The sequence below is a fragment of the Acidithiobacillus sp. genome, assembly GCF_023256195.1.
Taxonomy (GTDB): domain Bacteria; phylum Pseudomonadota; class Gammaproteobacteria; order Acidithiobacillales; family Acidithiobacillaceae; genus Acidithiobacillus_A.
On record NZ_JAGDWX010000018.1, the window covers coordinates 63,793 to 88,944 of the forward strand.

24 protein-coding genes are annotated in these 25,152 nt (G+C 64.5%); 22 read left to right on the plus strand and 2 right to left on the minus strand.

What is annotated here, in order from left to right; genetic code table 11:
- Positions 1-29 precede the first annotated feature (29 nt).
- The 21 genes from Q0C23_RS03875 to Q0C23_RS03975 all read left to right on the plus strand — a co-directional run bounded on the left by Q0C23_RS03875 (position 30) and on the right by Q0C23_RS03975 (position 20,925).
- Entirely contained in the window at positions 30-2,252 is a 2,223-nt protein-coding gene (locus Q0C23_RS03875; RefSeq protein WP_291511065.1) for an LPS assembly protein LptD, read from the plus strand.
- Entirely contained in the window at positions 2,252-3,688 is a 1,437-nt protein-coding gene (locus tag Q0C23_RS03880; RefSeq protein WP_291511066.1) for a peptidylprolyl isomerase, read from the plus strand. The genes Q0C23_RS03875 and Q0C23_RS03880 overlap by 1 nt, the downstream gene beginning before the upstream one ends.
- Positions 3,681-4,544, plus strand: coding sequence for an ABC transporter permease (locus Q0C23_RS03885; protein ID WP_291511067.1), 864 nt, complete (start codon positions 3,681-3,683; stop codon positions 4,542-4,544). The genes Q0C23_RS03880 and Q0C23_RS03885 overlap by 8 nt, the downstream gene beginning before the upstream one ends.
- Positions 4,545-4,595: 51 nt before the next feature.
- Complete coding sequence (locus Q0C23_RS03890; protein ID WP_291511068.1) at positions 4,596-4,835, plus strand: BolA/IbaG family iron-sulfur metabolism protein; 240 nt, start codon at positions 4,596-4,598, stop codon at positions 4,833-4,835.
- A 46-nt stretch (positions 4,836-4,881) separates the two neighbouring features.
- The gene (gene grxD, locus Q0C23_RS03895; protein WP_291511069.1) at positions 4,882-5,214 is read left to right on the plus strand and encodes a Grx4 family monothiol glutaredoxin; all 333 of its coding nucleotides are present in this window, start codon (positions 4,882-4,884) and stop codon (positions 5,212-5,214) included.
- Between the two features lie 6 nt (positions 5,215-5,220).
- Positions 5,221-6,492, plus strand: a complete 1,272-nt coding sequence (gene murA, locus Q0C23_RS03900; RefSeq protein WP_291511070.1) for a UDP-N-acetylglucosamine 1-carboxyvinyltransferase — start codon at positions 5,221-5,223, stop codon at positions 6,490-6,492.
- A complete protein-coding gene (gene hisG, locus Q0C23_RS03905; protein WP_291511071.1) occupies positions 6,489-7,136 on the plus strand; it encodes an ATP phosphoribosyltransferase in 648 nt (215 codons plus the stop codon). Before murA ends, hisG begins: the two co-directional genes overlap by 4 nt.
- On the plus strand, positions 7,133-8,431 hold the full coding sequence (hisD, locus tag Q0C23_RS03910) for a histidinol dehydrogenase (protein ID WP_291511072.1): 1,299 nt from the start codon (positions 7,133-7,135) through the stop codon (positions 8,429-8,431). Before hisG ends, hisD begins: the two co-directional genes overlap by 4 nt.
- Positions 8,432-8,437: 6 nt before the next feature.
- Positions 8,438-9,514 carry a histidinol-phosphate transaminase gene (gene hisC, locus Q0C23_RS03915; protein WP_291511073.1) on the plus strand — a complete coding sequence of 359 codons (1,077 nt, stop codon included), beginning with the start codon at positions 8,438-8,440 and terminating at the stop codon, positions 9,512-9,514.
- A complete protein-coding gene (gene hisB / locus Q0C23_RS03920) occupies positions 9,511-10,107 on the plus strand; it encodes an imidazoleglycerol-phosphate dehydratase HisB (RefSeq protein WP_291511074.1) in 597 nt (198 codons plus the stop codon). The genes hisC and hisB overlap by 4 nt, the downstream gene beginning before the upstream one ends.
- Positions 10,104-10,784, plus strand: a complete 681-nt coding sequence (hisH, locus tag Q0C23_RS03925; protein WP_291511075.1) for an imidazole glycerol phosphate synthase subunit HisH — start codon at positions 10,104-10,106, stop codon at positions 10,782-10,784. The genes hisB and hisH overlap by 4 nt, the downstream gene beginning before the upstream one ends.
- A 60-nt stretch (positions 10,785-10,844) precedes the next feature.
- On the plus strand, positions 10,845-11,573 hold the full coding sequence (gene hisA, locus Q0C23_RS03930) for a 1-(5-phosphoribosyl)-5-[(5-phosphoribosylamino)methylideneamino]imidazole-4-carboxamide isomerase (RefSeq protein WP_291511076.1): 729 nt from the start codon (positions 10,845-10,847) through the stop codon (positions 11,571-11,573).
- On the plus strand, positions 11,570-12,367 hold the full coding sequence (gene hisF / locus Q0C23_RS03935; protein ID WP_367273180.1) for an imidazole glycerol phosphate synthase subunit HisF: 798 nt from the start codon (positions 11,570-11,572) through the stop codon (positions 12,365-12,367). Before hisA ends, hisF begins: the two co-directional genes overlap by 4 nt.
- A 10-nt stretch (positions 12,368-12,377) precedes the next feature.
- Entirely contained in the window at positions 12,378-13,061 is a 684-nt protein-coding gene (gene hisIE, locus Q0C23_RS03940) for a bifunctional phosphoribosyl-AMP cyclohydrolase/phosphoribosyl-ATP diphosphatase HisIE (protein ID WP_291511078.1), read from the plus strand.
- A gap of 72 nt (positions 13,062-13,133) precedes the next feature.
- Positions 13,134-13,370 carry a Sec-independent protein translocase subunit TatA gene (gene tatA / locus Q0C23_RS03945; protein WP_291511079.1) on the plus strand — a complete coding sequence of 79 codons (237 nt, stop codon included), beginning with the start codon at positions 13,134-13,136 and terminating at the stop codon, positions 13,368-13,370.
- 6 nt (positions 13,371-13,376) lie between these two features.
- Positions 13,377-13,751, plus strand: coding sequence for a Sec-independent protein translocase protein TatB (tatB, locus tag Q0C23_RS03950; protein ID WP_291511080.1), 375 nt, complete (start codon positions 13,377-13,379; stop codon positions 13,749-13,751).
- A gap of 94 nt (positions 13,752-13,845) precedes the next feature.
- Positions 13,846-14,709 carry a twin-arginine translocase subunit TatC gene (tatC, locus tag Q0C23_RS03955; protein WP_291511081.1) on the plus strand — a complete coding sequence of 288 codons (864 nt, stop codon included), beginning with the start codon at positions 13,846-13,848 and terminating at the stop codon, positions 14,707-14,709.
- Between the two features lie 121 nt (positions 14,710-14,830).
- On the plus strand, positions 14,831-15,262 hold the full coding sequence (locus tag Q0C23_RS03960; protein ID WP_291511082.1) for a hypothetical protein: 432 nt from the start codon (positions 14,831-14,833) through the stop codon (positions 15,260-15,262).
- Between the two features lie 72 nt (positions 15,263-15,334).
- A complete protein-coding gene (locus tag Q0C23_RS03965; protein WP_291511083.1) occupies positions 15,335-16,426 on the plus strand; it encodes an efflux RND transporter periplasmic adaptor subunit in 1,092 nt (363 codons plus the stop codon).
- Positions 16,423-19,554: a CusA/CzcA family heavy metal efflux RND transporter gene (locus tag Q0C23_RS03970; RefSeq protein WP_291511084.1), complete on the plus strand. Its 3,132-nt coding sequence runs from the start codon at positions 16,423-16,425 to the stop codon at positions 19,552-19,554. Before Q0C23_RS03965 ends, Q0C23_RS03970 begins: the two co-directional genes overlap by 4 nt.
- Before the next feature lie 9 nt (positions 19,555-19,563).
- Positions 19,564-20,925: a TolC family protein gene (locus tag Q0C23_RS03975; protein WP_291511085.1), complete on the plus strand. Its 1,362-nt coding sequence runs from the start codon at positions 19,564-19,566 to the stop codon at positions 20,923-20,925.
- Between the two features lie 18 nt (positions 20,926-20,943).
- Here the strand turns inward: Q0C23_RS03975 and Q0C23_RS03980 are convergent, their stop codons facing one another.
- Together Q0C23_RS03980 and Q0C23_RS03985 are read right to left on the minus strand one after the other, a co-directional pair.
- On the minus strand, positions 20,944-22,443 hold the full coding sequence (locus tag Q0C23_RS03980; RefSeq protein WP_291511086.1) for an MFS transporter: 1,500 nt from the start codon (positions 22,441-22,443) through the stop codon (positions 20,944-20,946).
- A complete protein-coding gene (locus Q0C23_RS03985; RefSeq protein ID WP_291511087.1) occupies positions 22,440-22,817 on the minus strand; it encodes a hypothetical protein in 378 nt (125 codons plus the stop codon). The genes Q0C23_RS03980 and Q0C23_RS03985 overlap by 4 nt, the downstream gene beginning before the upstream one ends.
- Before the next feature lie 148 nt (positions 22,818-22,965).
- On the opposite strand from Q0C23_RS03985, the gene glgB reads away from it, so the two are divergent.
- Complete coding sequence (gene glgB / locus Q0C23_RS03990) at positions 22,966-25,152, plus strand: 1,4-alpha-glucan branching protein GlgB (protein WP_291511088.1); 2,187 nt, start codon at positions 22,966-22,968, stop codon at positions 25,150-25,152.

A 25,152-nucleotide genomic window follows, 5' to 3' on the forward strand; every position in this document is an offset into this window, starting at 1 on the left:
GCGCGCATTCTGTGCGATTTTAGGCGCCTATGAAAGCGCCCAACGCTAGCTCAGGCGGTGCCACACGGGTTTGCGGTCGACGCGCGCGTCGCCTGGGCCAGGCTCGTCGGCGCGGCGCGCGCAGTGGCCGTGTTGCAGCTTCCTGGCGACTCTATCTGCTCGCCCTGCTCGGTCTTGCTCCGAGCGTCTGGGGGGCGACGACCGGGCCCATCACCCTGTATGCCGATCACGTCCAGGGGGTCGCCAGCGGCCAATGGACCGCCAGTGGCGATGTCGAGGTGCTTTACGGCGACCGCCGCCTCTACGCCGACGAGGTGCACTACCGCCAGGATGAAGACGAGATCGTCGCCACTGGCCACGTGCGCATGGTCAGCCCTGGACTCGTCACCGCCGCGCCCAAGGCCATCGTCCACGTCCAGGCCAACCAAGGCATCGTCCTGCAACCCCGCTACCTGCTGGAGGCTCAACACGGTCACGGCCACGCGCGCCAGGGCGAGGAACTGGGAAAAGGCCGCTATCGCCTCAACGAGGCCTGTTACACCACCTGCGACGGCAAGGTTCCGGCCTGGCAACTCTGGTCCAGCCAACTGGACCTGAACCAGAACGACGACTACGTCACCACCCGGGATACTACCCTCAACGTCTTCGGCCTGCCGGTATTCTGGCTGCCTTACCTGAGCTTTCCGCTGAAGCGCCACTCCGGCTTCCTGGCACCGACCTTCGGCAGCTCCACCGTCAACGGACTGACCCTGGGGATACCCTACTATTTCAACATCGCCCCCAACCTGGACGATACCTTGACAGTGCTGGGCTTCACCAAGCGGGGCGTCATGCTGCAGAACCAGTTCCGCTATCTTGAACCCAGCTATTCCGGACGACTCAACCTGGATCTGCTGCCTGCCGATCGTCTGACCCATAACACCATCTGGGCCGTGTCCTGGCAGCACCAGCAGGATCTGGGCGATGGGTTCAGCCTATCCGCCAACATCAATCGCGTAAGCTATCGTAATTTTCTCTCGGATTTCGGCGGCACGACGGGCTTCGGCAGCAGTTTCCTGGGCGGCATCGGCAATGCCCCCTACCTGACCTCGGCGGCGGGCGTGTACTACGGCAACGCACACCTCCATGCCGGCGCCGTACTCCAGAGTTATCAGGAACTGGCACCGGGTGGCGTTGCCCCCTACTCCCAGCTGCCCTACCTCTACGCCAATGGCTACTGGCGTCTCGGGAATCGGGGCTACTTCGATTGGCGCAGCAATTTCAACTACTTCTATGCTTCGGCGGGGCCCATCGGCGAGCGCCTGGACCTGACCCCCACCATCGGCTGGCGCTTCAGCCGCGCCTGGGGATTCCTGGACCCCAAGGCGCGGCTCTACTACAGCTACTATCAGATCCAGCGCAATCCACCCTACAGTCGCGCCATCAGTCGCACCCTGCCAGCCCTGAGCCTCAAGGGCGGCCTCAATTTCATCCGCTACGACGGGGACGATGGCGTCACACTCCTGCAGCCGATCTTCAAGTACCTCTATATCCCGCTGCGGGCGCAGAACGATATCCCGCTCTTCGACACCAGTCTGCCCTTTCCCAACTACGACACCATTTTTACGGACAACAGCCTGTTCAGCGGCAGCGACCGCATCAATGCTGCCAACCAGATCGTCTATGGCCTGCAGGGCAGCCACCAGAGCGCGACCGGACGTCAGATCTGGCAGGCGGCCATCGGCCAGATCCGCTACTTCAATCGCCAGCAGATCGACCTGGCCGGCAATATCGTCCCGCAGAATCCGCAGTCCGATTATTTTCTGCAGGGGGAATACTCCCCCATGCCGGATCTCTACCTCTTGGGCAGCGGTCAGGCGCGCTCGGGCTGGCAGCGGCTGGAGCGCGCCGATTTTCGCGCCCAGTGGCTGCCGGGGGCGGGCAAGGTGCTCAATCTCGATTATCGCTACACCCGGCACTATGTGAATCAGGCAGGAGTATCCGCCGCCTGGCCGCTCTTCCGCCAATGGCGGGTGCTCGGCAGCTATCAGTACGATGTCAGCAATCACAAGCCCTTGGAGGAACTGGTGGGGATCGGCTATGATGGCGGCTGCTGGGCAGCCCAACTCATGGTCTATCATCAGATACTTTTGGGTGGGCAGACCAACAATGCCGTTTATCTCGAGATTGTGTTGCGCGGCCTGACCAGTGTGGGCAATGCCTCCAACGGCTTGCTCAACCAGTATGTGCCGGGCGCCAGCATGGAGTTCTGATGTCACACCCTCGTCTTGTCTTTGCTCTTGCGGTGGTCCTGTGCAGCGTCTCGGCGGCGAGTCTGGCCGATACGCCTTTCGTCAATCGCGATTCCTTGCTGGCCCCCAGTGTCCTGGCAAAGCAGACGCCCGAGTCGGGCGGCGATCGAGTCTATTCCGAGAGTTCCGATCTGGCCCCCAGCGTCGCGCCTCTACCCAGCAACGCCGAGGATCTGGACAAGGTGGTCGCCGTCGTCAACGACAAGATCATCACTTCCCTGCAACTGGCGCAGCGGGTAGCGGCCATTCGCGCCCGACTGCAGCAACAGGATCCCAATGCGCTGCCGCCAGAAGACGTCCTGCGGCGACAGGTTCTGCAGCAGATGATTCTGCAGGATATCGAACTGCAGATGGCCAAGCGGGCTGGAATCAAGGTGGACCAGGCGACGCTGGAGCAGGCCATCGGCAATATCGCCCGCGCCAACAACCTCACGCCCGATCAGCTGCGCCAGGCCCTGGAGCAGCAGGGTCAGTCCTGGACGCAGTTCGAGGACGATCTGCGCGATCGCATCCTGGTCGATCGCCTCACCCAGGAAGAGGTAGAGAGTCGCATCCACATCGGTCCCGACGAGGTCAAGACCTTCGCCCGTCAGCTCAAGGAGCTGGGCGGGGTGAGTTTCGACCTGCAGCAGATTTTCATTCCTCTGCCGGATAACCCGACCCCCGATGCCATCAGTGCTGCCCGCCGCCAGGCCCAGGAAGTGCGCGATCGTCTCATCGCTGGCGCGAGTTTCAGCCGCCTTGCCGCAGAAGTCAGCGGCAGCCGCGACGCACTCCAGGGAGGACGGCTGGGCTGGGTCAAGGCGGCAGAGCTTCCGCCCGCCATCAGCCAAACCCTCATGAGCCTCAAGCCCGGCGAGATCAGTCCAGTGATCCCCGGTCCCACGGGTTTCCACATCTTCAAGGTGCTGGACACCAAGCACGAGGAGCCGACGGTCACCGAGGTAAAGGCGGCCGCCATTGTCCTGCGCGCGGGCAACGGCCTGCAGCTGCAGGAGGCCGAGGCGCGCGCCCAGGATATCGAGACGGCGCTGCAGGGGGGTACCCGCTTCGCGGAATTGGCACGTCGCTACAGTCAGGACCCGAGTACCGCTGCCAGCGGTGGCGAGCTGGGCTGGGTAGCACCGGGCAAGCTCCCGGATGAGCTGGAGCGTACCCTCCTCGCCCTGCAGCCGGGTGCGGTGAGTAGCCCCGTGCGGGTAGGCGACGCCATCTACATCCTGCAAGCCCAGGCGCAGCGTCAGGTGCCCGTGGGGGATGAGCAGATCCTCGCGGCGGCACGCATGCAGCTTTACAACCGCATCGCCCGTCAGCGTCTGGAAGAATGGCAGCGCCGCATCCGCGACGGCGCCTACGTGGAGATCCTCGATCCGAGTCTGCGGAGCCAGGATGCCTGAACTACCATCGGTCAAGACCGGAACAGCGCGTCCCGACCGAGGCGATACCGCAGTGCGGTCGGGTTCTCGCGAGCCCATGGCCCGCCTGACCGGCCTCGCCCTCACGCCGGCCCTGACCCTGTTCCGCAAGGAGGTGCTGCGCTTTGCCAAGGTCTGGCTGCAGACCATCGCCGCGCCCCTGGTGACCACGCTTTTGTACCTGCTGGTCTTCGGCCATGCGCTGGGGGGACGGGTCACGGTCTATCCGGGAGTGGACTACACGACTTTCATCGTCCCCGGCCTGATGATGATGTCGGTGCTGCAGAACGCCTTTGCCAACAGCTCCTCCAGCCTCATCCAGTCCAAGGTCACGGGCAATATCGTCTTCCTGCTGCTGTCGCCCCTCAGTCCCACGGAGATCTTTCTGGCCATGACCGCGGCATCCATCGTTCGCGGTGCCGCCGTCGGCCTGGCCATTCTGGCCCTGGCGCTGCTGTATCTGCAGATTCCCATCCTGCATCCCGGGTGGGTCGTGATCTTCACCGTCCTTGGCGCAGGCGGCATGGGGGCGCTCGGCATCATCGCCGGCCTGTGGGCGGAGAAATTCGACCAGATCGCCGGCTTCCAGAATTTTCTCATCATGCCCCTGACCTTTCTGGCCGGCGTCTTCTACTCGGTGCAATCCCTGCCGGGTTTGTGGCGCAGCTTTTCCATGGTCAACCCCTTCTTCTACATCATCGACGGCTTTCGCTACGGTTTTTTCGCCGATGCCGATGTCTCGGTCTGGGCGAGCCTGGCCGTCGCTCTCGCGTTCTTCCTGCTTGCTGCGGGTTGGGCCTGGTGGTTGCTCCATCGCGGCTACAAGCTCCGCCCCTGAGCACACCCCCAGGGATCAACAGCGTGCATTTTTTGAGGTAGAATCCCGGCCATGAACGCAGATACCATTCGCGAGCTTATCCAGTCCGGCCTGCCCGGTGCCCAAGTCCGGGTTCTGGGAGACGACGGGGCACATTTCGAAGCGGTGGTCATTGCCCCACAGTTTGTCGGGCGTTCGCTGGTGCAGCGTCACCAGCAGGTCTATGCCTGCCTGGGCGACCGCATGCGTGCGGAGATACACGCCCTGCAGTTGCGTACGCTCAGTCCGGACGAGGTCGACAAAGCTTCCTGAGAGCGCGTCCTGCGGGCGCGCCCTCCCATTCCCAAACGAGGTGCATATGGCCAGTATTCAAGATCTGATCCAGGAGCAGGTGCAAAAGCACCCCATCGTCCTCTACATGAAGGGCAATCCGCGCATGCCCCAGTGCGGGTTCTCCGCGCGTGCCGTGCAGCTCTTGCAGCAGGCAGGTGCCAAGGAGGTCTTCACCGTAGACGTCCTGGCCGACCCGCAGATCCGCGACGGCATCAAGCAGTATTCCAACTGGCCGACCATTCCGCAGCTCTACATCGGCGGCGAATTCATCGGCGGTTCCGACATCATGGCCGACCTCTACCAGCAGGGCGAACTGCATAAGTTGGTGGCCAACGTCCAGAAGAGCCAGGACGCCTGAGCCCCGGTGGATAAGCTGCTCCTGCGGGGCAACGGGCCCCTGCGCGGTGAGTTGCGCATCTCCGGGGCCAAGAACGCCGCCCTGCCCTGTCTGGCGGCAACCATCCTGGCGCAGGAGCCGGTGCATCTGCACAACATCCCGCACCTGCGGGACATCACCACCACCCTGCAGCTCTTGAGCACGCTGGGCGCGCGGGTCATGGTGGATGGCCGTCTGGGCATCGAAGTGGATCCCCGTCCCATTCATTCCCTGGTGGCGCCCTACGATCTCGTCAAGACCATGCGCGCTTCCATTTTGGTACTGGGGCCGTTGCTCGCCCGGCACGGCGCCGCCGAGGTGAGTCTGCCGGGCGGCTGCGCCATAGGCAGTCGCCCCGTCAACCTGCATCTGAGCGGGCTCGCCGCCTTGGGTGCCGACATCGTTCTCGAAGATGGCTTCGTCAAAGCACGAGCGGAGCGGCTACGGGGCGCTCACATCGTCCTCGAACTCGTGTCGGTGACGGCGACGGAAAACATCCTCATGGCAGCGACCTTGGCCGAAGGCGAGACGATCATCGAGAACGCGGCGCGCGAGCCGGAGGTGGTGGATCTCGCTCGCTGCCTGCGGGCCATGGGTGCTCGCATCGAGGGGGAGGGTACTTCCGTCATCCGTGTGCAGGGTGTCAAAGCCTTGCACGGGGCCGAGCATTCCGTCCTGCCGGATCGGATCGAAACCGGTACCTACCTGGTGGCGGCGGCCATGACCGGTGGCGAGGTCTTTCTGCGCCGCACCGATCCGGGGCTCCTGGAGAGCGTTCTCGTCAAGCTGCGCGAGGCCGGTGCCGAGATCTGGGCCGATGGCGATGGGATCCGTATCCGCATGACGCGGCGACCGCGGGCGGTGGATGTGCGTACGGCGCCCTATCCCGCCTTCCCCACCGACATGCAGGCCCAGTTCATGGCCATGAACGCCATTGCCGAGGGCAGTGGCGTCATTACGGAGACCATCTTCGAGAACCGCTTCATGCACGTGTCGGAATTGCAGCGCCTCGGCGCGGACATCAGCAGCGACGGCAAGACCGCCGTGGTGCGCGGCGTCGACAAGCTGCGCGGCGCCCCGGTCATGGCCACAGACCTGCGCGCCTCGGCCTGTCTGGTACTGGCAGGCCTGGTGGCGGAGGGCGAGACCCTCATCGATCGCATCTACCATCTGGATCGGGGCTACGAGGTCATCGAAGAGAAACTCGGTGTGCTCGGTGCCGACATCCAGCGGGTACGCGCCAGCCGGAGTGTGGCGTGAACCAGACCTTGACCATCGCTCTGTCCAAGGGCCGCATTCTGGAAGAGGCCATGCCTCTTTTCGCCAAGGCCGGGATCGCCTTGGCGGAGGATCCGGAACGTTCGCGCAAACTCATCATCCCCAGCACCGAAGGAAACATCCGCTTTCTCATCATCCGCGCCAGCGATGTCCCCACCTACGTGAGCTGGGGTGCCGCCGATCTGGGCATCGCCGGCAAGGATGTGCTCCTGGAGCAGGAAGGCCTGGATCTCTACGAACCCCTGGACCTGCGTATCGGTATCTGCCGCATGTCCGTGGCAGAGCCCGCGGCCCTCGCCGAGCACGACCGCCCGGCGCGCTGGGAACGGGTGCGCATCGCCACCAAATATCCGCGCATCACCAAGCAGTTCTTTCAGGCGCGCGGCGTCCAGACCGAGATCATCAAGCTCTATGGCAGCATGGAGCTCGCCCCCCTGGTGGGCCTTGCCGACCGCATCGTCGACCTCGTCTCCACCGGTCGCACCCTCAAGGAAAACGGCCTCGTCGAAGTCGAGGAAATCATGCCCATATCGAGCCGCCTGGTGGTCAATCGCGCCGCCATGAAACGCAAACAGCGGATCATCGACCGTCTCATCCTCCAGTTGCAGGAGAGCATCCAGCCATGAAGCGCCTCAGGAGCCGCGACCCCCACTTTGCCGAAGCCTTGCACCGGCTGCACGACTGGGATGCCAATCTGGATCCGGCGGTGGAAGGCCGGGTACGAGAGATCCTCGCCGCCGTGCGCGAGCGGGGCGACGTGGCCCTTCTGGAATACACGGCACGCTTCGATGGCCTCCATCTGACCCAGGCAGCGGAACTGGAAATCCCACGCCACCATTGGGAACACGCGCTGGCCAATCTGAGCGGGGCGGAGCGCGAGGCCCTGGAGCAGGCTGCCCAACGTATCCGCCAATACCACGAACGGCAGAAGCTGGAGTCCTGGCAGTACCGGGAGGCCGACGGCACGGTCCTCGGCCAGCGCGTCCTGCCCCTGGCCCGGGCGGGCATCTACGTGCCGGGCGGCAAGGCCGCCTACCCGAGCTCCGTGCTCATGAACGCCATCCCTGCACGCGTTGCCGGTGTGGAAGAGATCGTCATGACGGTGCCCACCCCACGGGGCGAGGTGAATCCCTGGGTGCTGGCAGCGGCGGCCGTGGCGGGAGTGGATCGCGTCTTCCGCCTGGGTGGCGCCCAGGCGGTGGCGGCCTTGGCCTATGGCACCGAGCTCGTGCCCGCCGTGGACAAGATCGTCGGACCCGGCAACACCTACGTCGCCACGGCCAAGCGCATGGTCTTTGGGCGCGTTGGTATCGACATGATCGCCGGCCCCAGCGAGATCCTGGTCATCAGTGACGGTAGTGCCCCCGCCCAATGGCTGGCCTGGGATCTGCTCTCCCAGGCCGAACACGACGAGCTTGCCCAGAGCATCTTCATCACCTGGGATGCCGAGCACCTGGAGGCAGTGGCCCAGGCGGTGGAAGAGGCCCTGGAAAAGCTGGATCGGGCACCCATCGCCCGGGAAAGCTGGCAGCAGCGGGGTGCTCTGATTCTGGCGGAGGACGCCGCCGACGCCTGCCGCATTGCCGATCAGATCGCGCCGGAACACCTGGAGCTTGCCGTCACCGATCCCGAGGCCCTGCTCGACCAGGTACACAACGCCGGCGCCATCTTCCTCGGCATCCACAGTTGCGAGGCTCTGGGCGATTACGTGGCCGGTCCCAACCACGTCTTGCCCACCGGCGGCAGTGCCCGCTTCTCGTCCCCCCTGGGCGTCTACGATTTCGTCAAGCGCAGCAGCCTCATCGGCGCCAGTGCGGCGGGTGCTGCCCGCCTGGGTGCCCTGGCGGAGCGTCTGGCGACGGCCGAGGGTCTGACGGCCCACGCCCGCTCTGCGGCGGCGCGCATTCCCGGTCGCAGCTGACCCCCCATGGACAGCGCCCTCAACGCCCTGCAGGAAGCCCTGCTCCGTCCCGAACTGCGGACGGGCAAGGCCTACCACGTGGCCGATGCCCGAGGCCTGGTCAAGCTGGATGCCATGGAGAATCCCTACGGCCTGCCAGAGGCTCTGCGCTCGGATTGGCTCGCCCGGCTGCGGGAGGCGCCCCTCAACCGCTACCCCGACCCGCGACCCCAGGCCCTGCTCGCCGCCCTCGCCCGCCATGGCGGCATCCCCGAGAGTCAGGAACTCATGCTCGGCAACGGCTCCGACGAGCTCATCCAGCTTCTGATCCTGGCGGTGGCGCACACGGGACGTCCGGTGCTCGCTCTGGAACCGAGCTTCGTGATGTACCGCATCATCGCCGAGCATTTCGCCCTGCCCTTCGTGAGCGTCCCCCTGGACGACGATTTCCGCTTGGATCTGTCCCGGTTTCTGGAGGAGATGGCGGCCCAGCAGCCGGCCATCGTCTTCATCGATTGGCCCAATAACCCGAGCGGCCAATGTCTGCCGGAGGAGGATCTGGAGGCCATCGTCGCCGCGGCCCCCGGACTCGTGGTGGTGGACGAGGCCTATCACCCCTTCAGTGGTCTGAGCTTTGCGCCACGCCTGGGACGCTATCCCAACCTGCTGCTCCTGCGCACGCTCTCCAAGGAGGGTCTGGCCGGTCTGCGCCTGGGCTATCTCGCCGGACCGAAGGCCTGGATCGAAGTCCTGGATCGCCTGCGTCTACCCTACAACATCAATATCTTGAGCCAGCTCAGTCTGGACTTTTTCCTGACGCACGCCGAGCTTCTGGCGGAGCAGGCCGAGGCCATCTGCCGCGAACGGGAACGCCTTACCGAGGCCCTACGCGAACTGCATGTCCAGGTATGGCCCAGCCGTGCCAATTTTCTGCTCTTTCGCCTCCCCGGACGGGCGGCGGCCATTTATGAGGGTCTACGCGAGCGGGGCGTGCTCATCCGGGCCTTTACAGGACATCCGCGCCTGAGTGACCATCTACGGGTGAGTGTCGGCACCCCGGCCGAAAACGATCGCTTTCTGTCCGCCCTGGAGGGCCTCTTATGACCGTCCGCCGCGCTGCCGTTCAGCGCAATACCCAGGAGACCCAGATCCGGGCCGCCATCGACCTGGACGGTGTCGGCCGGGCGAAACTCGCTTCCGGCATACCTTTCCTCGATCACATGCTCCACCAGATTGCCCGCCACGGTCTTTTCGACCTGGAAATCGAGGCCCACGGAGATCTGGAGATCGACGCCCACCACACCGTCGAGGATATCGGCATCACCCTGGGCCAGGCCTTTGCCCAGGCCGTGGGCGACAAGGCCGGGATCCAGCGCTACGGGCACGCCTATGTACCTCTGGACGAGGCTCTGTCGCGGGTGGTGGTGGATCTCTCGGGACGGCCGGGTCTCGTCCATGCGGTGGATTACCCCCGCGCCTTCATCGGCAGCTTCGACGTCGATTTGCTGCACGAATTCTTTCAAGGCTTCGTCAATCACGCTCAGCTCACCCTGCACATCGACAATCTGCGCGGACGCAACGCCCACCACATCGCCGAGACCATCTTCAAGGCCTGCGGTCGGGCCCTGCGGGTGGCGGTGAGCCCGGATCCGCGCCAAGGCGGCATCCCCAGCACCAAAGGGACCTTGAGCGGATGAGCCTGGGCTTCACCCACGTCGGCATCGTCGACTATGGCATGGGCAATCTGCACTCCGTCGCCAAGGCGGTGGAGCATCTGGGCGCCACGGCCACCATCAGCAGTCGTGTCCCGGAACTGGCGCGCTGCGACCGCATCATCTTCCCTGGCGTCGGCGCCTTCGGCGACTGCATGGCGGCCCTGGAAGATCGCGATCTTCTGGAATTCGTCACGGTGGCCGCCCGCAATCGTCCCTTCCTCGGCATCTGTCTCGGCATGCAGCTGCTCATGGAGTCCAGTAGCGAGCACGGCGAGCACGCCGGACTCGGCATTCTACCCGGCAGGGTCCTGCCCTTCCCGGAAGAAGCGCTCCTGGGCCCGGACGGTCGCCGGCTCAAGGTACCGCACATGGGGTGGAACGAGCTGCACCAGCTCATCGCCCATCCGCTTTTTGCGGGCATTCCCCAGGACGCCCACTACTATTTCGTCCATTCCTTCTATGTGGAACCGGCCCACCCCGATCTCTTGGCGGCCTCCAGCGATTACGGTTTCGCCTTCTGTGCCGCCATCGCCCAAGACAATATCTTTGCGCTGCAGTGCCATCCCGAAAAGAGTGGCGAAGCAGGCCTGCGCCTGCTGGGCAACTTTCTGCAGTGGAGCGGCGATTGCGGCAGCGATTGCGCGCCCATCGGCGGATAGAGGCAGGAAACGGGATTCCATGACCCGATATCGGAAGACGACGAGCACGGAGGAAACATCATGCTGTTGATCCCCGCCATCGACCTCAAAGGCGGCAATTGTGTGCGGCTGCGCCAGGGGCGCATGGACGACGACACGGTCTTCTCCGACGACCCTGTGGCTACCGCCCGGCGCTGGGTGGAGGCGGGTGCCCAGCGTCTGCACGTGGTGGATCTGGACGGAGCGGTCCAGGGTGAGCCCGTCAATGCCGCCGCCATTGCCGCCATTTGCGCTACCTTTCCTGACCTCGAGGTGCAGGTAGGCGGTGGCATCCGCGACGAGGAACAGATCGAGGTCTACATCCAGGCAGGAGTGCGCTATGTGATCATCGGTACCCAGGCGGTCAAGGCCCCGGGCTTCGTCGCCGATGCCGCTGTCAGTTTTCCCGGCCACATTCTCGTAGGCATCGACGCCCGCGACGGCAAGGTGGCCACGGAAGGCTGGTCCAAGCTCTCCCGCCACGATCCCATCGATCTTGCCCAGCGCTTCGCCGCCGACGGCATCGAGGCCATCATCTATACCGACATCAGCCGCGACGGCATGCTCAGCGGCCCCAACATCGAGGCTACCGTAGCCCTGGCGCAGGCCGTGCCGGTACCGGTCATCGCCTCCGGGGGTATCGCCAATCTCGAGCAGGTACTGGCATTGAAGGCCCACGAGGGTGACGGTATCGTCGGCGCCATCACCGGCCGCGCCATCTACGAAGGCAGCCTGGACTACGCCAGCGCCCGGGCATTGGTGGAGGGCTGATGCTCACCAGACGCATCATCCCCTGCCTCGACATCAATGCCGGGCGTGTCGTCAAAGGGGTCCGCTTTGCCGAGATTCGGGACGCCGGCGACCCCGTGGAGACGGCGGCGCGCTACAACGCCGAGGGCGCCGACGAGCTGACCTTCCTGGACATTTCCGCCAGTCACGAAGGGCGCGGCACCATGGCCGAGGTGGTGGCCGCCGTGGCCGCGCAGGTCTTCATCCCCCTCACCGTTGGCGGCGGAGTGGGCAGTGTGGAGGATGTGCGCGCCCTGCTGCGGGCGGGCGCCGACAAGGTCAGCATCAATAGCGCCGCGGTGCGCGAACCGGAGCTGGTACGCCGGGCCGCCCAGCGCTTCGGCAACTCCTGCATCGTGGTGGCTATCGATGCCAAGCGTGTGGGCGAGGGCTGGGAGGTCTTCACCCACGGCGGCCGCCGTCCAACGGGTCTGGACGCCGTCGAGTGGGCGCTGCGCATGGCGGAGTATGGTGCTGGCGAAATCCTTCTCACCAGCATGGATCGGGACGGCACCGGACAGGGCTTCGACATTGAACTCACGCGCGCCGTAAGTCGTGCCGTGCCGGTGCCGGTGATTGCCTCGGGTGGCGTTGGCAGCATTGCCGACTTCGCCGCCGGCCTGCTGGAAGGCGAGGCAGATGCTGTCCTCGCCGCTTCCGTCTTCCACTTTGGCAAATTCCGCATCGCTGAAGTCAAGGCATCCCTCGCAGCCCGTGGCCTGCCGATGCGTCTGGACGCCATCGACGACGCATCTGCATCGTTCCATCCCGCGTAAGGAAAGCATGATGTCCGAGGATACCGAAGCATTGCTTGCGGCCGTTCGCTGGAACGAGCAGGGTCTCGTGCCTGCCATCGCCCAGGAGGCGCGCAGCGGTCAGGTGCTCATGCTCGCCTGGATGAATGCCGATGCCCTGCGCGCTACCCTCGCCGAGGGCCGCGGCGTCTACTGGTCGCGCTCGCGCGGGCAACTCTGGCGCAAGGGCGAGAGCTCCGGCCACACCCAGAAATTGCTGGACCTGCGTCTCGACTGCGACGGCGACACCGTCCTCCTGCGCGTCCTGCAGGAGGGGCCGGCCTGCCATACCGGAGCGCAGACCTGCTTTTTCCGAGCCGCCGGGGAACACTGGACAGAGACGACGCCGCCCCCCGGCAGCTTCCTCGACAGCCTGCAAGAAACCATCCACGCCCGGCGGAGGGCCGATCCTGGCCAGTCTTATGTCGCCAAGCTGCTCCACGGCGGCCAGGATCGCATTCTCAAAAAGGTCGGGGAAGAGGCCACGGAGTTCGTCATCGCCGCCAAGAACGGCGAGCGTGAGGCCATCATCGGCGAGGCGGCGGATCTCCTGTTTCACACCCTCGTCGCCCTGGAGGAACGGAACTTGCACATCCGCGATGTGCTGGATCGCCTGGCCAGCCGGGAAGGCGTCTCGGGCCTTGCGGAAAAAGCGGCACGCGGCGCACAAACTTGACGGCACTTAAAGCCTTGGCATAAGGTCCAAGAGATATCGGCGCAACATCCCTGCGGGGAAGGAGAGTGGTTCATGGGCGCTTTCAGTATCTGGCATTTGATCATCATCCTCTTGATCGTTGTAGCGCTTTTCGGAACGGCCAAGCTGCGCAATGTGGGCAGTGATCTGGGTTCCGCCATCAAGAGCTTCCGCTCTGCTGTGAAGGACGAGGAAGAAAAAAAGGCGCAGGAGCCCGCCAACCTCAGCCACAGCACCATCGACGCCGAAGCCAAGCCCGTCAAGGAATCCGAAAGCGTTCACCACGGGTGAGTCAGGGTGTTTGACTTCAGTTTCGGCGAGCTGGCGTTGCTGGCCGTCATCGCCTTGCTGGTGGTCGGTCCGGAGCGGCTGCCGGAGCTGGCGCGCAAGGCAGGCCGCTGGTACGGTGCCCTGCGACGCACGGTGGACAACGCACGCTCCGAGGTAGAGCAACAGCTGCTTCTGGATGAGTTGCGTCAGGAGGCGCGCAAACTCCGGGAGTATGCCGACACGGAGCTCCTTCCCGCCGATCCGACCCAGGCTGGGACGACCCCATCCGATACCGCTCGCGGAGATACCGTACCGAAGATCGGCGGGGAAACGACACCCGCGGAGGTCGGCGGGGCAGAGCGCAGGGAAACCGCATCCCACTCGGCGCAAGAGCATTCCTGACAGCCGCCGTCCTTTGCGGGCATTCTCGGCCACCATCGTGCTGGGATACACTCCACAGACTCCGTACCGCCACCGAGAAGGGTAGAAGATCACCATGGCCACCATCCCGGATTCCTCCGAGAATACCTTCATCGGCCACCTTCTGGAACTTCGCCGCCGCGTGCTCTATGCCGTCCTGGCCATTTTTGTCGGCTTTCTGCTGTCCTATCCTTTTGCTCAGCAGATCTACACGATCCTGGCGGAACCGCTCATCCGCATCATGCCGGCGGGCAGCCACCTTATCTATACGAGCCTGCCGGAGGTCTTTCTCACCTACGTCCAGTTGTCGCTGATATCCGGTTTTGTCCTCGCCTTGCCAGTGGTTCTCTACCAGTTCTGGGCCTTCGTCGCACCGGGACTTTACGTGCACGAGAGACGCCTCTTTTTCCCCTTGATTTTCGTTTCCGTCACCCTTTTCGTCGTCGGCGTACTCTTTGCCTATTTTGTCGTCTTTCCCAATGCTTTTCGCTTTTTCTTGAGTTTCTCGGGCACCGACATCACGGCCATGCCCAAGGTCGACAACTATCTCTCCCTCATCGTCAAATTCTCGCTGGCCTTTGGCCTTGCCTTCCAGATACCGGTGCTCATCGTCGTACTCGTACGGGTGGGTATCCTGCAGATCGACACCCTGCGTCGCGGCCGTCGCTACGCCTTCCTGATCTGTGCGGTGGCCGCCGCCATCCTGAGCCCTCCCGATGTGATGTCCATGGTGCTCCTGCTGATCCCCATGTATCTGCTGTTCGAGTTGGGACTGCTCTTTGCCGCGCGAGTGGCGCCCAGACCGTGGGCGACCGAGGGGCCCGAGGCCGCCACCGCCACCGAGAGTACGCACGAGGAAGATATCGCCGCCGCCATGGACGCGGCCGAGGCCAGCTTCCGGCGCGACGACGAAGACCGGTCAGACGACCGCAAACCCTAGCCCGCCCTCTGGTATCTGAAGAGGGCAGGATGCCGTTCCGTCGGCGGGGCATCCACGGAACCCCTTTACTTGAATCACAACTCAGCATAGACTTGGATCCAGTCTTAAAAAGGGGCGTAACGTGGCTGGTCCGAGAGCGCGGGCTTTTCAGTCTTTCCGAATCGGTTTGGGGGTATGGCTTTCCCTCCTGCTGGTGTTGGTCCCTTTTCTCCACGAGCACCTTGGAACCACCTCCACGGCCGGCTGGCATTGGCACCTCCACCTTGGTTCGGTGCTGACCGACGGGTCCGATCCCGTCGATCAGCAGATCCATCGCGACCAAGGCCCAAGCGACGGTGCCACCATCGGTATCGACGCCCTCCTGGAGCGTCCTGCCCAAGAGATTCCGGTGAACCCCATCGCCCAGGGGCTACCGCTCTATCTATCCCTGATCCTGGTCCTGAGCTGCGGCACCAGAAAGCCACGCGCAGCGGACTGGTCTCGCCACTCGCCCCCACGGTACCGACATCGTCCGGGCCTTCCACCCCAGGCACTCGCCCCGCCTCGTCACTGAGCAGAAGATCATCGTGCGGCTTTGGTCCGCCGTTTTTTCAAATCTTTTGTAACAGTTATCGAGGGTTACGCCATGCATCGTCCGTGTTTTCATCCCGCCAGGGGTCTGCGTCCTTACGCCCTGGCCCTGCTCCTGTCTACCCTGGGTCTCGGCGCCGAGACCGCCCTGGCTCTGCCATCGGAGATTCCCCTCAGCAGCGATCGTCAGATAGCCCTCGGCGTGCGCCTGGCGCCCGTCCTTGCGGCCGGACCCCGAAGCCTCGTGCTGCCCGCCCAGGCGATGGTTCCGGCGCAGGATCAGTGGGTGGCCAGCAGTGCCGCCTCTGCTTTCGTACAGACCGTGCTGGTCGACAACGGCAGTACCGTGCATCAAGGTCAGCCCGTGCTGCGTCTGCAGGGCAGCGATATCGCCATGCTCCAGCGCGCTGCCGGCGACGCGCAGGGTCGCGCGGAACTGGCCCAGAGCCAACTGCGGCGGGACGAGCTGCTATTCAAGGAAGGCATCATTCCTCTGAGTCGCCTGCAACAGAGTCGCCTGGCTGCCTCCGAAGCCAACCGAGCTCTGGCGGAGCAGCGTCTGGCCCTGCAGTCCGCAGGGGCCACGGGCGGCGTCCGGGGTGAGGCGATCCTACGGGCCGGGCGGGCCGGGCGGGTCACCGACCTGAATGTGGTCCCCGGTCAACGCGTAGATCCCGGCCAGGTCCTTCTGCGCGTCGTCGATACCGGGGCGCTCTATCTGGAGATGGCGGTCCCGGCCAACCAGGGTCGCGATATTCCGGTGGGCGCACGGGTAGAAGTCCCGGACACCCAGACCGTCGGCACCATCCAAAGCAAGAGTCCAAGTCTGGGCGCCGGTCAGGAACTGCGCCTGCGGGTGAAGCTGGGACAGCGGGGCAGCCTCGAGGGCGGACAGACCGTGAGCGCCAAGGTTCTTCTCCCCACCCCCCCGGGCAGCTGGCGCATACCCGCCAGCGCCATCACCCGGATGGATCAGAGCAGTGTGGTCTTCGTTCGCAAGGCCAATGCTTTCCGGGTGGTACCGGTGCAGGTCCTCGGCCGCAGCAACGGCGAGGCCGTGGTGACCGGAGGGCTGCACGCCGGTGAACAGGTAGCGGCTGCGGGGGTCATCGCCATTCAGACGGCCGCCGGCGAGGTAAAGCCATGAACGCGCTCATCGCCCTCACCCGCGCCGCCCTGAGCCAGCGTCTTCTGACCCTACTGCTGCTGGTCGCCCTGCTCGGCGCCGGCATCATGGCCTGGCGTAGCCTCCCCATCGACGCCTTCCCCGATATCTCCGCACCCCAGGTCAAGATCATCCTCAAGACACCGGGCATGACCCCCGAAGAAGTGGAAACCCGAGTGGTCCTGCCGGTAGAGCAGGAGTTGCTGGGCATCGCCCGCAAGTCGCAGGTGCGTTCGCTGTCGAAATATGGCATCGCCGACATCACCGTCGACTTTCAGGAAGGTACGGATATCTACTGGGCCCGCCAGCAGGTGGGTGAGGCTCTGGCCAATGTTCGTGGCGATCTGCCCGCTGGCACTCAGGGAGGATTGGCGCCCATTGCGACTCCCCTGTCCGATGTCTTCATGTTCACCATCGACGGCGACGCCAGCCTCGCCGCCAAACGTGACGCCCTGCAGTGGATCGTCCGCCCGCAGCTACGCACCCTCCCCGGGGTAGCCGACGTCAACATGCTCGGCGGCGACGTGCGCGCCTTTACCGTCGTGCCCGATCCAGCCCGGCTGTCGACCCTGGGGGTCAGTCTGGACACCCTGCGTCAAGCCCTGCAGAGCAACAACAGCAACGACGGGGCGGGACGCGTGGCGGAGGGCGAGTTGAACCGCATCGTGCGGATTCAGGGAGCGTTTCGCAACGCCGAGGACATCGCCAACACGGTGGTCATCCAGCGCCCCGGCCAGACGCTGCGGGTGCGCGACCTGGCCGAGGTCAAGGAAGAGGCCCTGACTCGCTATGGCGTGGTCACGCAGGACGGACGCCGCGAAGCCGTGGAAGGTATCGTGGTTGCCCTCAAGGGCGCCAATGCGGCCCAGGTGATCCATGAGGTCAAGGCACGCCTTGCGGAAATCGCCCCGCGTTTGCCCCAGGGCATGACCATTCACCCTTTCTACGATCGTAGCCAGCTGGTGGAGCGCGCGGTCGGCACCGTCAGCCACGCCCTCCTCGAGGCCATCGTGCTGGTGGTCGTACTCTTGCTCCTCTTTCTGGGCAACTGGCGGGCGGCGCTGGTGGTGGCCGTGACCATACCCCTCAGTGCCCTGGCCACCTTCATCCTCATGAAAGTCACGGGGCTCAGCGCGAATCTCATGAGCCTCGGCGGTCTGGCCATCGCCCTGGGCATGTTGGTGGATGCCGCTGTGGTGGTGGTGGAAAACCTCGTCCATCACCTGAGCCACGACTCCCATGCCGGCTCGGACAGTACGGACGGCGGCGTGAGCCAGCGTCTGGAGCGCATCCTCCACGCAGTACGCGAAGTAGCAGCACCAGTCACGGCCGGCGTACTCATCATCGTCATCGTTTTTTTGCCCTTATTATCGCTGGAAGGTCTGGAAGGAAAACTGTTCCGCCCGGTGGCTCAGACCATCGTCTACGCCTTGGGCGCCTCTCTGCTCATCGCCCTGACCCTGGTACCGGTACTGGCCTCTCTCCTGCTACGCCGGGGCAGTGCCGAGGACCCGTGGCTTGTCCGGCGGCTGAGTCGATCCTACTCGGGTGTGCTCGACTTTGCCTTCGGCCATCGCCGCCTCATTTATGCTCTGGCACTGCTTGCCCTGCTCGCGGCGGGATTTGCCTATACCCGCATCGGCAAGGCCTTCATGCCTACGCTGGATGAGGGCGACGTCATCGTCCAGCTGCAGACCCTTCCCTCCATTTCCCTCGGCAGCGCCGCTGCCCTCGACCTACGGGTGGAACGCGCCCTCCTCGACGGGGTACCGGAGATCCGCTCCGTCATCGCCCGCAGCGGTGCCGACGAGCTGGGCCTGGATCCCATGGGGCTCAACGAGACGGACATGTTCCTGGAGCTGAAACCCAGCAAGGATTGGCGGGGCGACAAGGAGAGTGTGATCGCGGCCATGCGCAAGGTTCTGGGAGGCTTTCCCGGACTCGATTACAGCATCACCCAACCTATCGAGATGCGGGTCTCGGAGATGCTCACCGGCTCCCGTGGCGATCTGGTGGTGAAGATCTACGGGCCGGACATTGCGGAGCTCGGCAGTCTGGCGCAGAAGGTGGCCGCCACCCTGCGTGGCCTGCCCGGCGCCGCCGAGGTGCTGGCCGCCCGTCCCGAAGGCGTGGAATATCTCAACGTGGAACTGGACCGCCTGGCCATGGGCAGAGCGGGTTTCGATGCGAAGATGCTCGAAGGCGATCTGCGCGCACTGTTGGAGGGTCAGCCCCAGGGGACACTGCTGGAGGGGGTCCGCCCGGTACCCGTGCTCCTGCGCGCTGGCGAGACCTTACGCAGCAATCCCGAGGCCTTCGCCTCCCTCAGCGTCAGCAACGCTCAGGGCGTAAGCTACCCCCTGCAGAATCTGGCACGCCTGCGCTTCGTCCAGGGGCCGGTGCAGGTCGCCCACGAAAATGGCAGCCGCTTTGCGGCGGTACAGGCCAACGTCAGCGGTCGCGATCTGGTGGGTTTCGTCCGCGATGCGCAACAGGCTGTGGCCAAGGCTGTGCCCTTGCCGCCAGGGGTTCGCCTGGAATGGGGTGGTCAGTTCGAAAATCAGCAGCGGGCGGCAGCCCGACTTGGGCTCGTCGTGCCCATCGCTCTGCTGCTCATCTTCGTGATCCTGATGACCACCTTCGGCTCCCTGCGCCAGTCGGCGCTGATCTTCGTCAACATTCCCTTTGCCATGGTGGGAGGGGTCATTGCCCTGTGGGCCTCAGGACTCTATCTGTCGGTACCGGCGTCGGTGGGTTTCATCGCCCTGCTGGGTATCGCCGTGCTCAACGGCGTGGTGCTGGTCAGCCACTTCAACGAGCTCCTGGAGCGCGGCCTACCTCTGTTGCAGGCCGTGCGCGAAGGGGCGCAACGCCGATTGCGACCGGTAATGATGACCGCGAGCATCACCGCCCTCGGGCTCATTCCCCTGCTCTTCGCCACGGGCCCGGGCTCCGAGATCCAGAAACCGCTGGCGGTGGTGGTGGTGGGTGGACTGCTGAGCTCCACCGCCCTGACCCTGATCCTTTTGCCCCTGCTCTTCACGCGCTTCGGCCTGCCACCGCAGAAGCCAGACGCCAGCGCGACAGAGCAGTCCCGAGATAGTGAGTGAGGCAAGCCAATGAACATACGACAGACTTTACCAAAACTGATGATACTGGTGGGCGCTGGTCTCTGCAGCAGCGGCCTGTGGGCAGGTCCCGCGGCCACGGCACCGGGCCTGGAAGCCCCGGCTCTGCCCGCGCCCACGGCGCTGACTGCCTCCGGCAGTCTGCAGCTACCGACGACGGCAGCGCTGGAGCCCATCCTCCAGCGTTCCCCGGCCTTCGCCACGGCCGAGGCCCAGGGGCAGGCAGCCCTGGCCCAGGCCGATGCCCTGCGGCGCGGCAGCAACGAGTTCAACCTCTCGAGTCAGGTGCAGAGCCGCCAGATTCGCACTGGCCCGGACCAAGGGCGCTATACCGAATGGCAAGTGGGCGTGCAGCGTCCCGTGCGCTGGCCGGGGCAGGCGCAGGCGGATGCTGCTCTGGGTAAAACCCTGGTGCAGCAGAGCCGTATCGGCCTGGGCGATGCCCGTCACGAAACCCTGCGCGAGATTCTGCGGATGCTGACCGCCGTGCAACGCAATGCCGCTCTGGCGCAGCTCTCCGGCGATGCCGCGGCACTTCTGCAGACTCAGGTCCGCATCTTGGAAAAACGTCAGTCGGCGGGAGACGCCAGTCTCCTGGAACTGGATCGCATCCGCGCCGAGGCAGCGCAGGAAGAGGCCATGGCAACCCAGGATCGAGCCCGGGCCGAGGCATCTCTGGCCGCTTGGCAAAGCCGGTTTCCCGAGCTGTCGCCCCACCCCCAGTCACACACCGAACTCCGGGGACTGAAGGGCAGCTCGACGGAACTCCTGAGCGACTACCTCGCGCACAATCACCAACTGCTCCTCCTGCAGGCACAGTGGAACAAGGCCATGGCACAGGCTCGTCAGGCCCACGCCCAGGAATGGCCACAACCCACCCTGGGTGCCTACCTGAGCTCGGAGCGGGGCGGCAACGAACGTATCGTTGGGGTGCAATTGTCCATGCCCATCCCCAGCGGCAGCCGCAGGGACCAGACCGCCGCCCTGACAGCGGAAGCCACCGCTGCCCGAGCGCGTCTGGCCCAGACTCGGGAACTCCTGCAAAGCGAATTCCTGAGCCGTCTGCGGGAGTCCACTGGGCTCACGGAGAGTGCGACGCAACTGGAACGCGCCTACGCCGACCAATGGCGTGCAGCGCAGCGGGCACAACGTGCCTACACGCTGGGGGAGAGCCCCCTCAGTGACTGGCTACAGCTGCGTCGTCAGAGCCTGCAGACGGCCCGCGCTCTGGTCGAGGCACGCTACAATGCCGCCGCTGCACAGGCCGAGCTTCTGCTGGACAGTCACCAGCTCTGGTCGCTGGCCGAAGCAGACGGGATGCACTCCGCACAGACCGAGGCACCGGGGCTCTGAGACCCTTCCCCACCAGGCTCAGGCGAGATCCTGGGCTTGGTGGGCCTCCAGACTCTTCTCGCTGTCGTCCACTCGGAAGATCCAGGTGGTCAGCAAGCCCAGAACACTCACCAGAATCATCAGCAACAGAACCCCAGACACCCCTACCCGCGCCTGTACGATGGGCAGTACGAACACGCCCAAAGTCGCTCCAGCCTTTGCCACGGCAGCGGCGAAGCCCGAGCCCGTCGCCCGCAATTGAGTCGGGAAGAGCTCGGCAGGCAGGACGTAGGTGGTGCTGTTGGGCCCCATATTCATGAAAAGATTGAAGGCGATGAAGCCGACGAAGACGAGCACCATATGGGCGCCAGGACCACCCGGCAGAAGGCTGGCCACGAGCAGCACGGTCATACCGAAGGCCATACCCGCAAAACCCACCAGCTGCATCCGGATCCGGCCAAAGCGCACCACCGCCCAGATTCCCAGCAGGAAACCCAGGAAAAGGAAAAGATCGATGAAACCACTGCCCAAGGTCAGTGCCCGGGTGCGTGCCGCCAGATCCACCGCTCCACTGCCCAGATGCATGGCCGCCAGAAGCACCGCGGTAAACATGCCCACACCGTAGGTAGCCATATCCATCAGGAACCAGGGTAGGGCACTCAGGATCGTACGCCGCCGGTAGGCCTTGGCGAAAAGGGCGCTGAAGGGCGGGCGCTGGTCGTCCCGAGGAATACGCGCGGCGTGCAGGCGGGTGTCGGCGAGCCGGGTCGCGGTCGCCTCCAGCATCTGCCGGTCTTCCGGCAGAATACGCATGATGGCGTGTACCGCCTCGCGGTTACGGCCCTGACTCATGAGCCAGCGCGGGCTCTCATTGAGGTGCAGGCGGGCGATGAGGAAGAAAGCGGCGAGAACCGCCTCGGCCACGAAAAAAAGACGCCAGACATCCGCGGCAGCGTGCAGGTGCAGGAGACTCAGCACCACGAAGGCTGCCAGGATCATGCCAACGGACTGGCTGGCAATCGTGGCCACCATCATACGGCCACGCGCGCGCTGCGGCATGGTCTCCGCCACATAGCTACTGCTCACCGGGAAATCCATGCCGATGGCCACCCCCACCAGCGCCTGCGCCAGGATCAGCAGTACCGGATTCCAGGCCAGGGCCGCGCCCAAGGCTGCCAGGACGAGCAGAGACATGTCCAGCAGGAACACGGATTTGCGCCCGATGCGGTCGGCCAGCCGTCCGCCGCTGCTGGCCCCCAGCACCGCACCAGCCACGAGGCCGGCGCCGAGGAAAGCCAATTGCCAGGGACTGAAGGCCATCTCCCGCTGTACCAGCGGGACAGCCATACCCAACATGAATACCGACAGACCATCCAACAGGGTACCGCCAGAAGACAGCAGCCAGGCAAGATAGTGGGGCAGACGCAGCGGCGCCAGGTCCAGCAGCTGAATGAGGTTGGCGTGATCCGGATGCAGCACCACGCCGGGCGCAACCTCCGTGTGCGCCACGGCGAGGGAAGGCGTCGCCGTCGTGCTCATCCGCAGATCTTGCAGGGGATGTTGGCATCCTCGTCAAAACGGTAGACCGCGCACAGCCGGTGGTATCCATCGGCGATGATCAGGCGGGTGGAGCGCGGATCGCGCAGCAACAGCAGAGGCGACAGAGCGATCCCCTTGCGGATCTTCTTGACGTCCTTCTGCACGTGCGAGTTGCTCACTCCCAGCAGGGAGGAACCCGAGGCGCGGAAGATATCCTTGGCGTAAAAGTGCGTCATATCGGCGCTGGCGAGGTCGGCAACCCACTGCGCCGCTCGCAACGGCTCAAAGAGCAGGGACAGGTAGGAAAGTGCTGCGGGGTAGTCGTGCCCCTCCGGTTCTTCGAGCCAAATTACGGCGGACGATCTTTTGCTCATGCATTCCTCCCCAAGATGTGTCTTTTATGTCCCGAGGGTAACCACAGGACATTGCCAGGGCAAGTGCGGTACCCGCTGCTTTCTGCCTTCCCAATACAGCCGCTTGTGCTATGCTCATGGCAGTGGAACGCAAGAGAGAGGGAGAGCGATGGCGCGTGCACCGTTGACTGAAGTCATGGACGACAATGCCAGCGCCATTCTTGAGGCTCGTCACGCTGACCCCTTCGCCTGGCTTGGCCAGCACCCACTGAACGGCGGCTATGTGCAGCGGGTCTTTCTGCCCACCGCCAGTCAGGCCGAGATCGTGCTGGCAGATGGGAGCCGGACCCTGGAGTTAGTGGATCCCGCCGGACTCTTCACGGGCCACAGCGATGCGCCCCTGCCCGTCCCCTACCTGCTGCGCTGGCAAGATCTGCGCGGTCGACACGAGCGCCACGATCCCTACACCTTTCTGCCCCAGCTATCGGATCTGGATATCCACCTCTTCAATGAGGGACGTCTCCTCGCTGCCTATGAGCACCTGGGGGCACACCGGCGCCGCATCGATGGTGTCCCGGGGGTGTGCTTCGCGGTGTGGGCGCCCAATGCCGAGCGGGTCAGCGTCGTCGGAGACTTCAACGGCTGGGACGGTCGCGCCCATCCCATGCGCTCGCGGGGGCAGAGTGGGCTCTGGGAGCTTTTCATCCCAGACCTCGACCTCGGCGAGCTCTACAAGTTCGAGCTGCGCCACCGAGAGACGGGGCGGGTTTTCACCAAGACCGATCCCTATGCCCAGGCCTTCGAGCTGCGCCCGAGCAATGCCGCCCGCGTCACCGACTCCACTTTCCAGTGGAAGGATGCGGCCTGGCTCGAAGCCCGCAGCCAAAGCGACTGGCAGCACGCCCCCATGAGTATCTACGAGGTGCATCTGGGCTCCTGGCAACGGGACGAAAACGGTGGCTTTCTCAATTATCGGGACCTGGCCGAGCGTCTGGTGCGCTACTGCCAAGAAATGGGCTACACCCACCTCGAACTGATGCCGGTCATGGAGCACCCTCTGGATGAGTCCTGGGGCTATCAGGTCAGCGGTTATTTCGCTCCCACCAGCCGTTTCGGCAATCCCGACGATTTCCGCTACTTCGTCGACCACTGCCATCGCCACGGCATCGGCGTGCTGCTGGACTGGGTGCCTGGCCATTTTCCCAGGGACGACTGGGGGTTGGCGCGCTTCGACGGCAGCGCCCTATACGAGCACGCCGACCCCCGAGAAGGGGAACAGAAAGACTGGGGAACCTACGTCTTCAATTTTGGCCGCAATGAGGTGCGCAGCTTCCTCCTGAGCAACGCCTGCTTCTGGGCGGATGCCTTTCACGTCGACGGCTTTCGGGTGGATGCCGTCGCCTCCCTGCTCTATCGCGATTATTCGCGCAAGGAGGGAGAGTGGATACCCAATCGCTTCGGTGGCCGCGAAAATCTCGAGGCCATCGATTTCCTTCGGGAACTGCACGTCGTCCTCAACGAGCGGTTTCCCGGCATCCTCAGTATCGCCGAGGAATCCACGGCCTGGCCCATGGTGTCCCGCCCCACCTACGTCGGCGGCCTGGGTTTTTCCATGAAGTGGAACATGGGCTGGATGCACGACACCCTGGCGTACCTGAGCCAGGACCCCATCTACCGACGCTATCACCAGGACAGCCTGACCTTCAGCCAGATCTACGCCTATACCGAAAACTTCGTCCTCCCCCTGTCCCACGACGAGGTGGTACACGGCAAGGGTTCGCTCCTGGACAAGATGCCCGGCGACACCTGGCAGCGCTTTGCCAATCTGCGCCTGCTGCTGTCCTATCAGTTCGCCCACCCTGGCAAGAAGCTCAACTTCATGGGCAACGACTTCGGCCAGGGCCGCGAATGGGACAGCGGCCGTAGCCTCGATTGGAATCTCTTGCAGATCGACTGGCATGCCGGTGTGCACCGCCTCTTTGCCGACCTCAATCGGCTGCACCGGGAAAGGGCTCCCTTGCACGATCAGGACTTCGTTGCTGAAGGCTTTCGTTGGATCGACTGCCACGATGCCGAGCAGTCGGTCCTGAGTTTTCTGCGATGGGATCGCCAGGGGAACTTCGTCATCGCCCTTTTCAACTTTACCCCGGTGGTACGCAGTGCCTACCGCATCGGCGTTCCGGCAGGCGGCCGCTATGCCGAAATCTTCAACAGCGACGCCGCGGTCTACGGCGGCAGCAATGTCGGAAACTGGCCACAAGAGGCAGCGGCAACGCCCTGGATGGGCATGGAGCACAGCCTGCTGCTGACTCTGCCGCCACTGGCCGCTATTTTTCTCAGCCGTCAGGAGGAATGA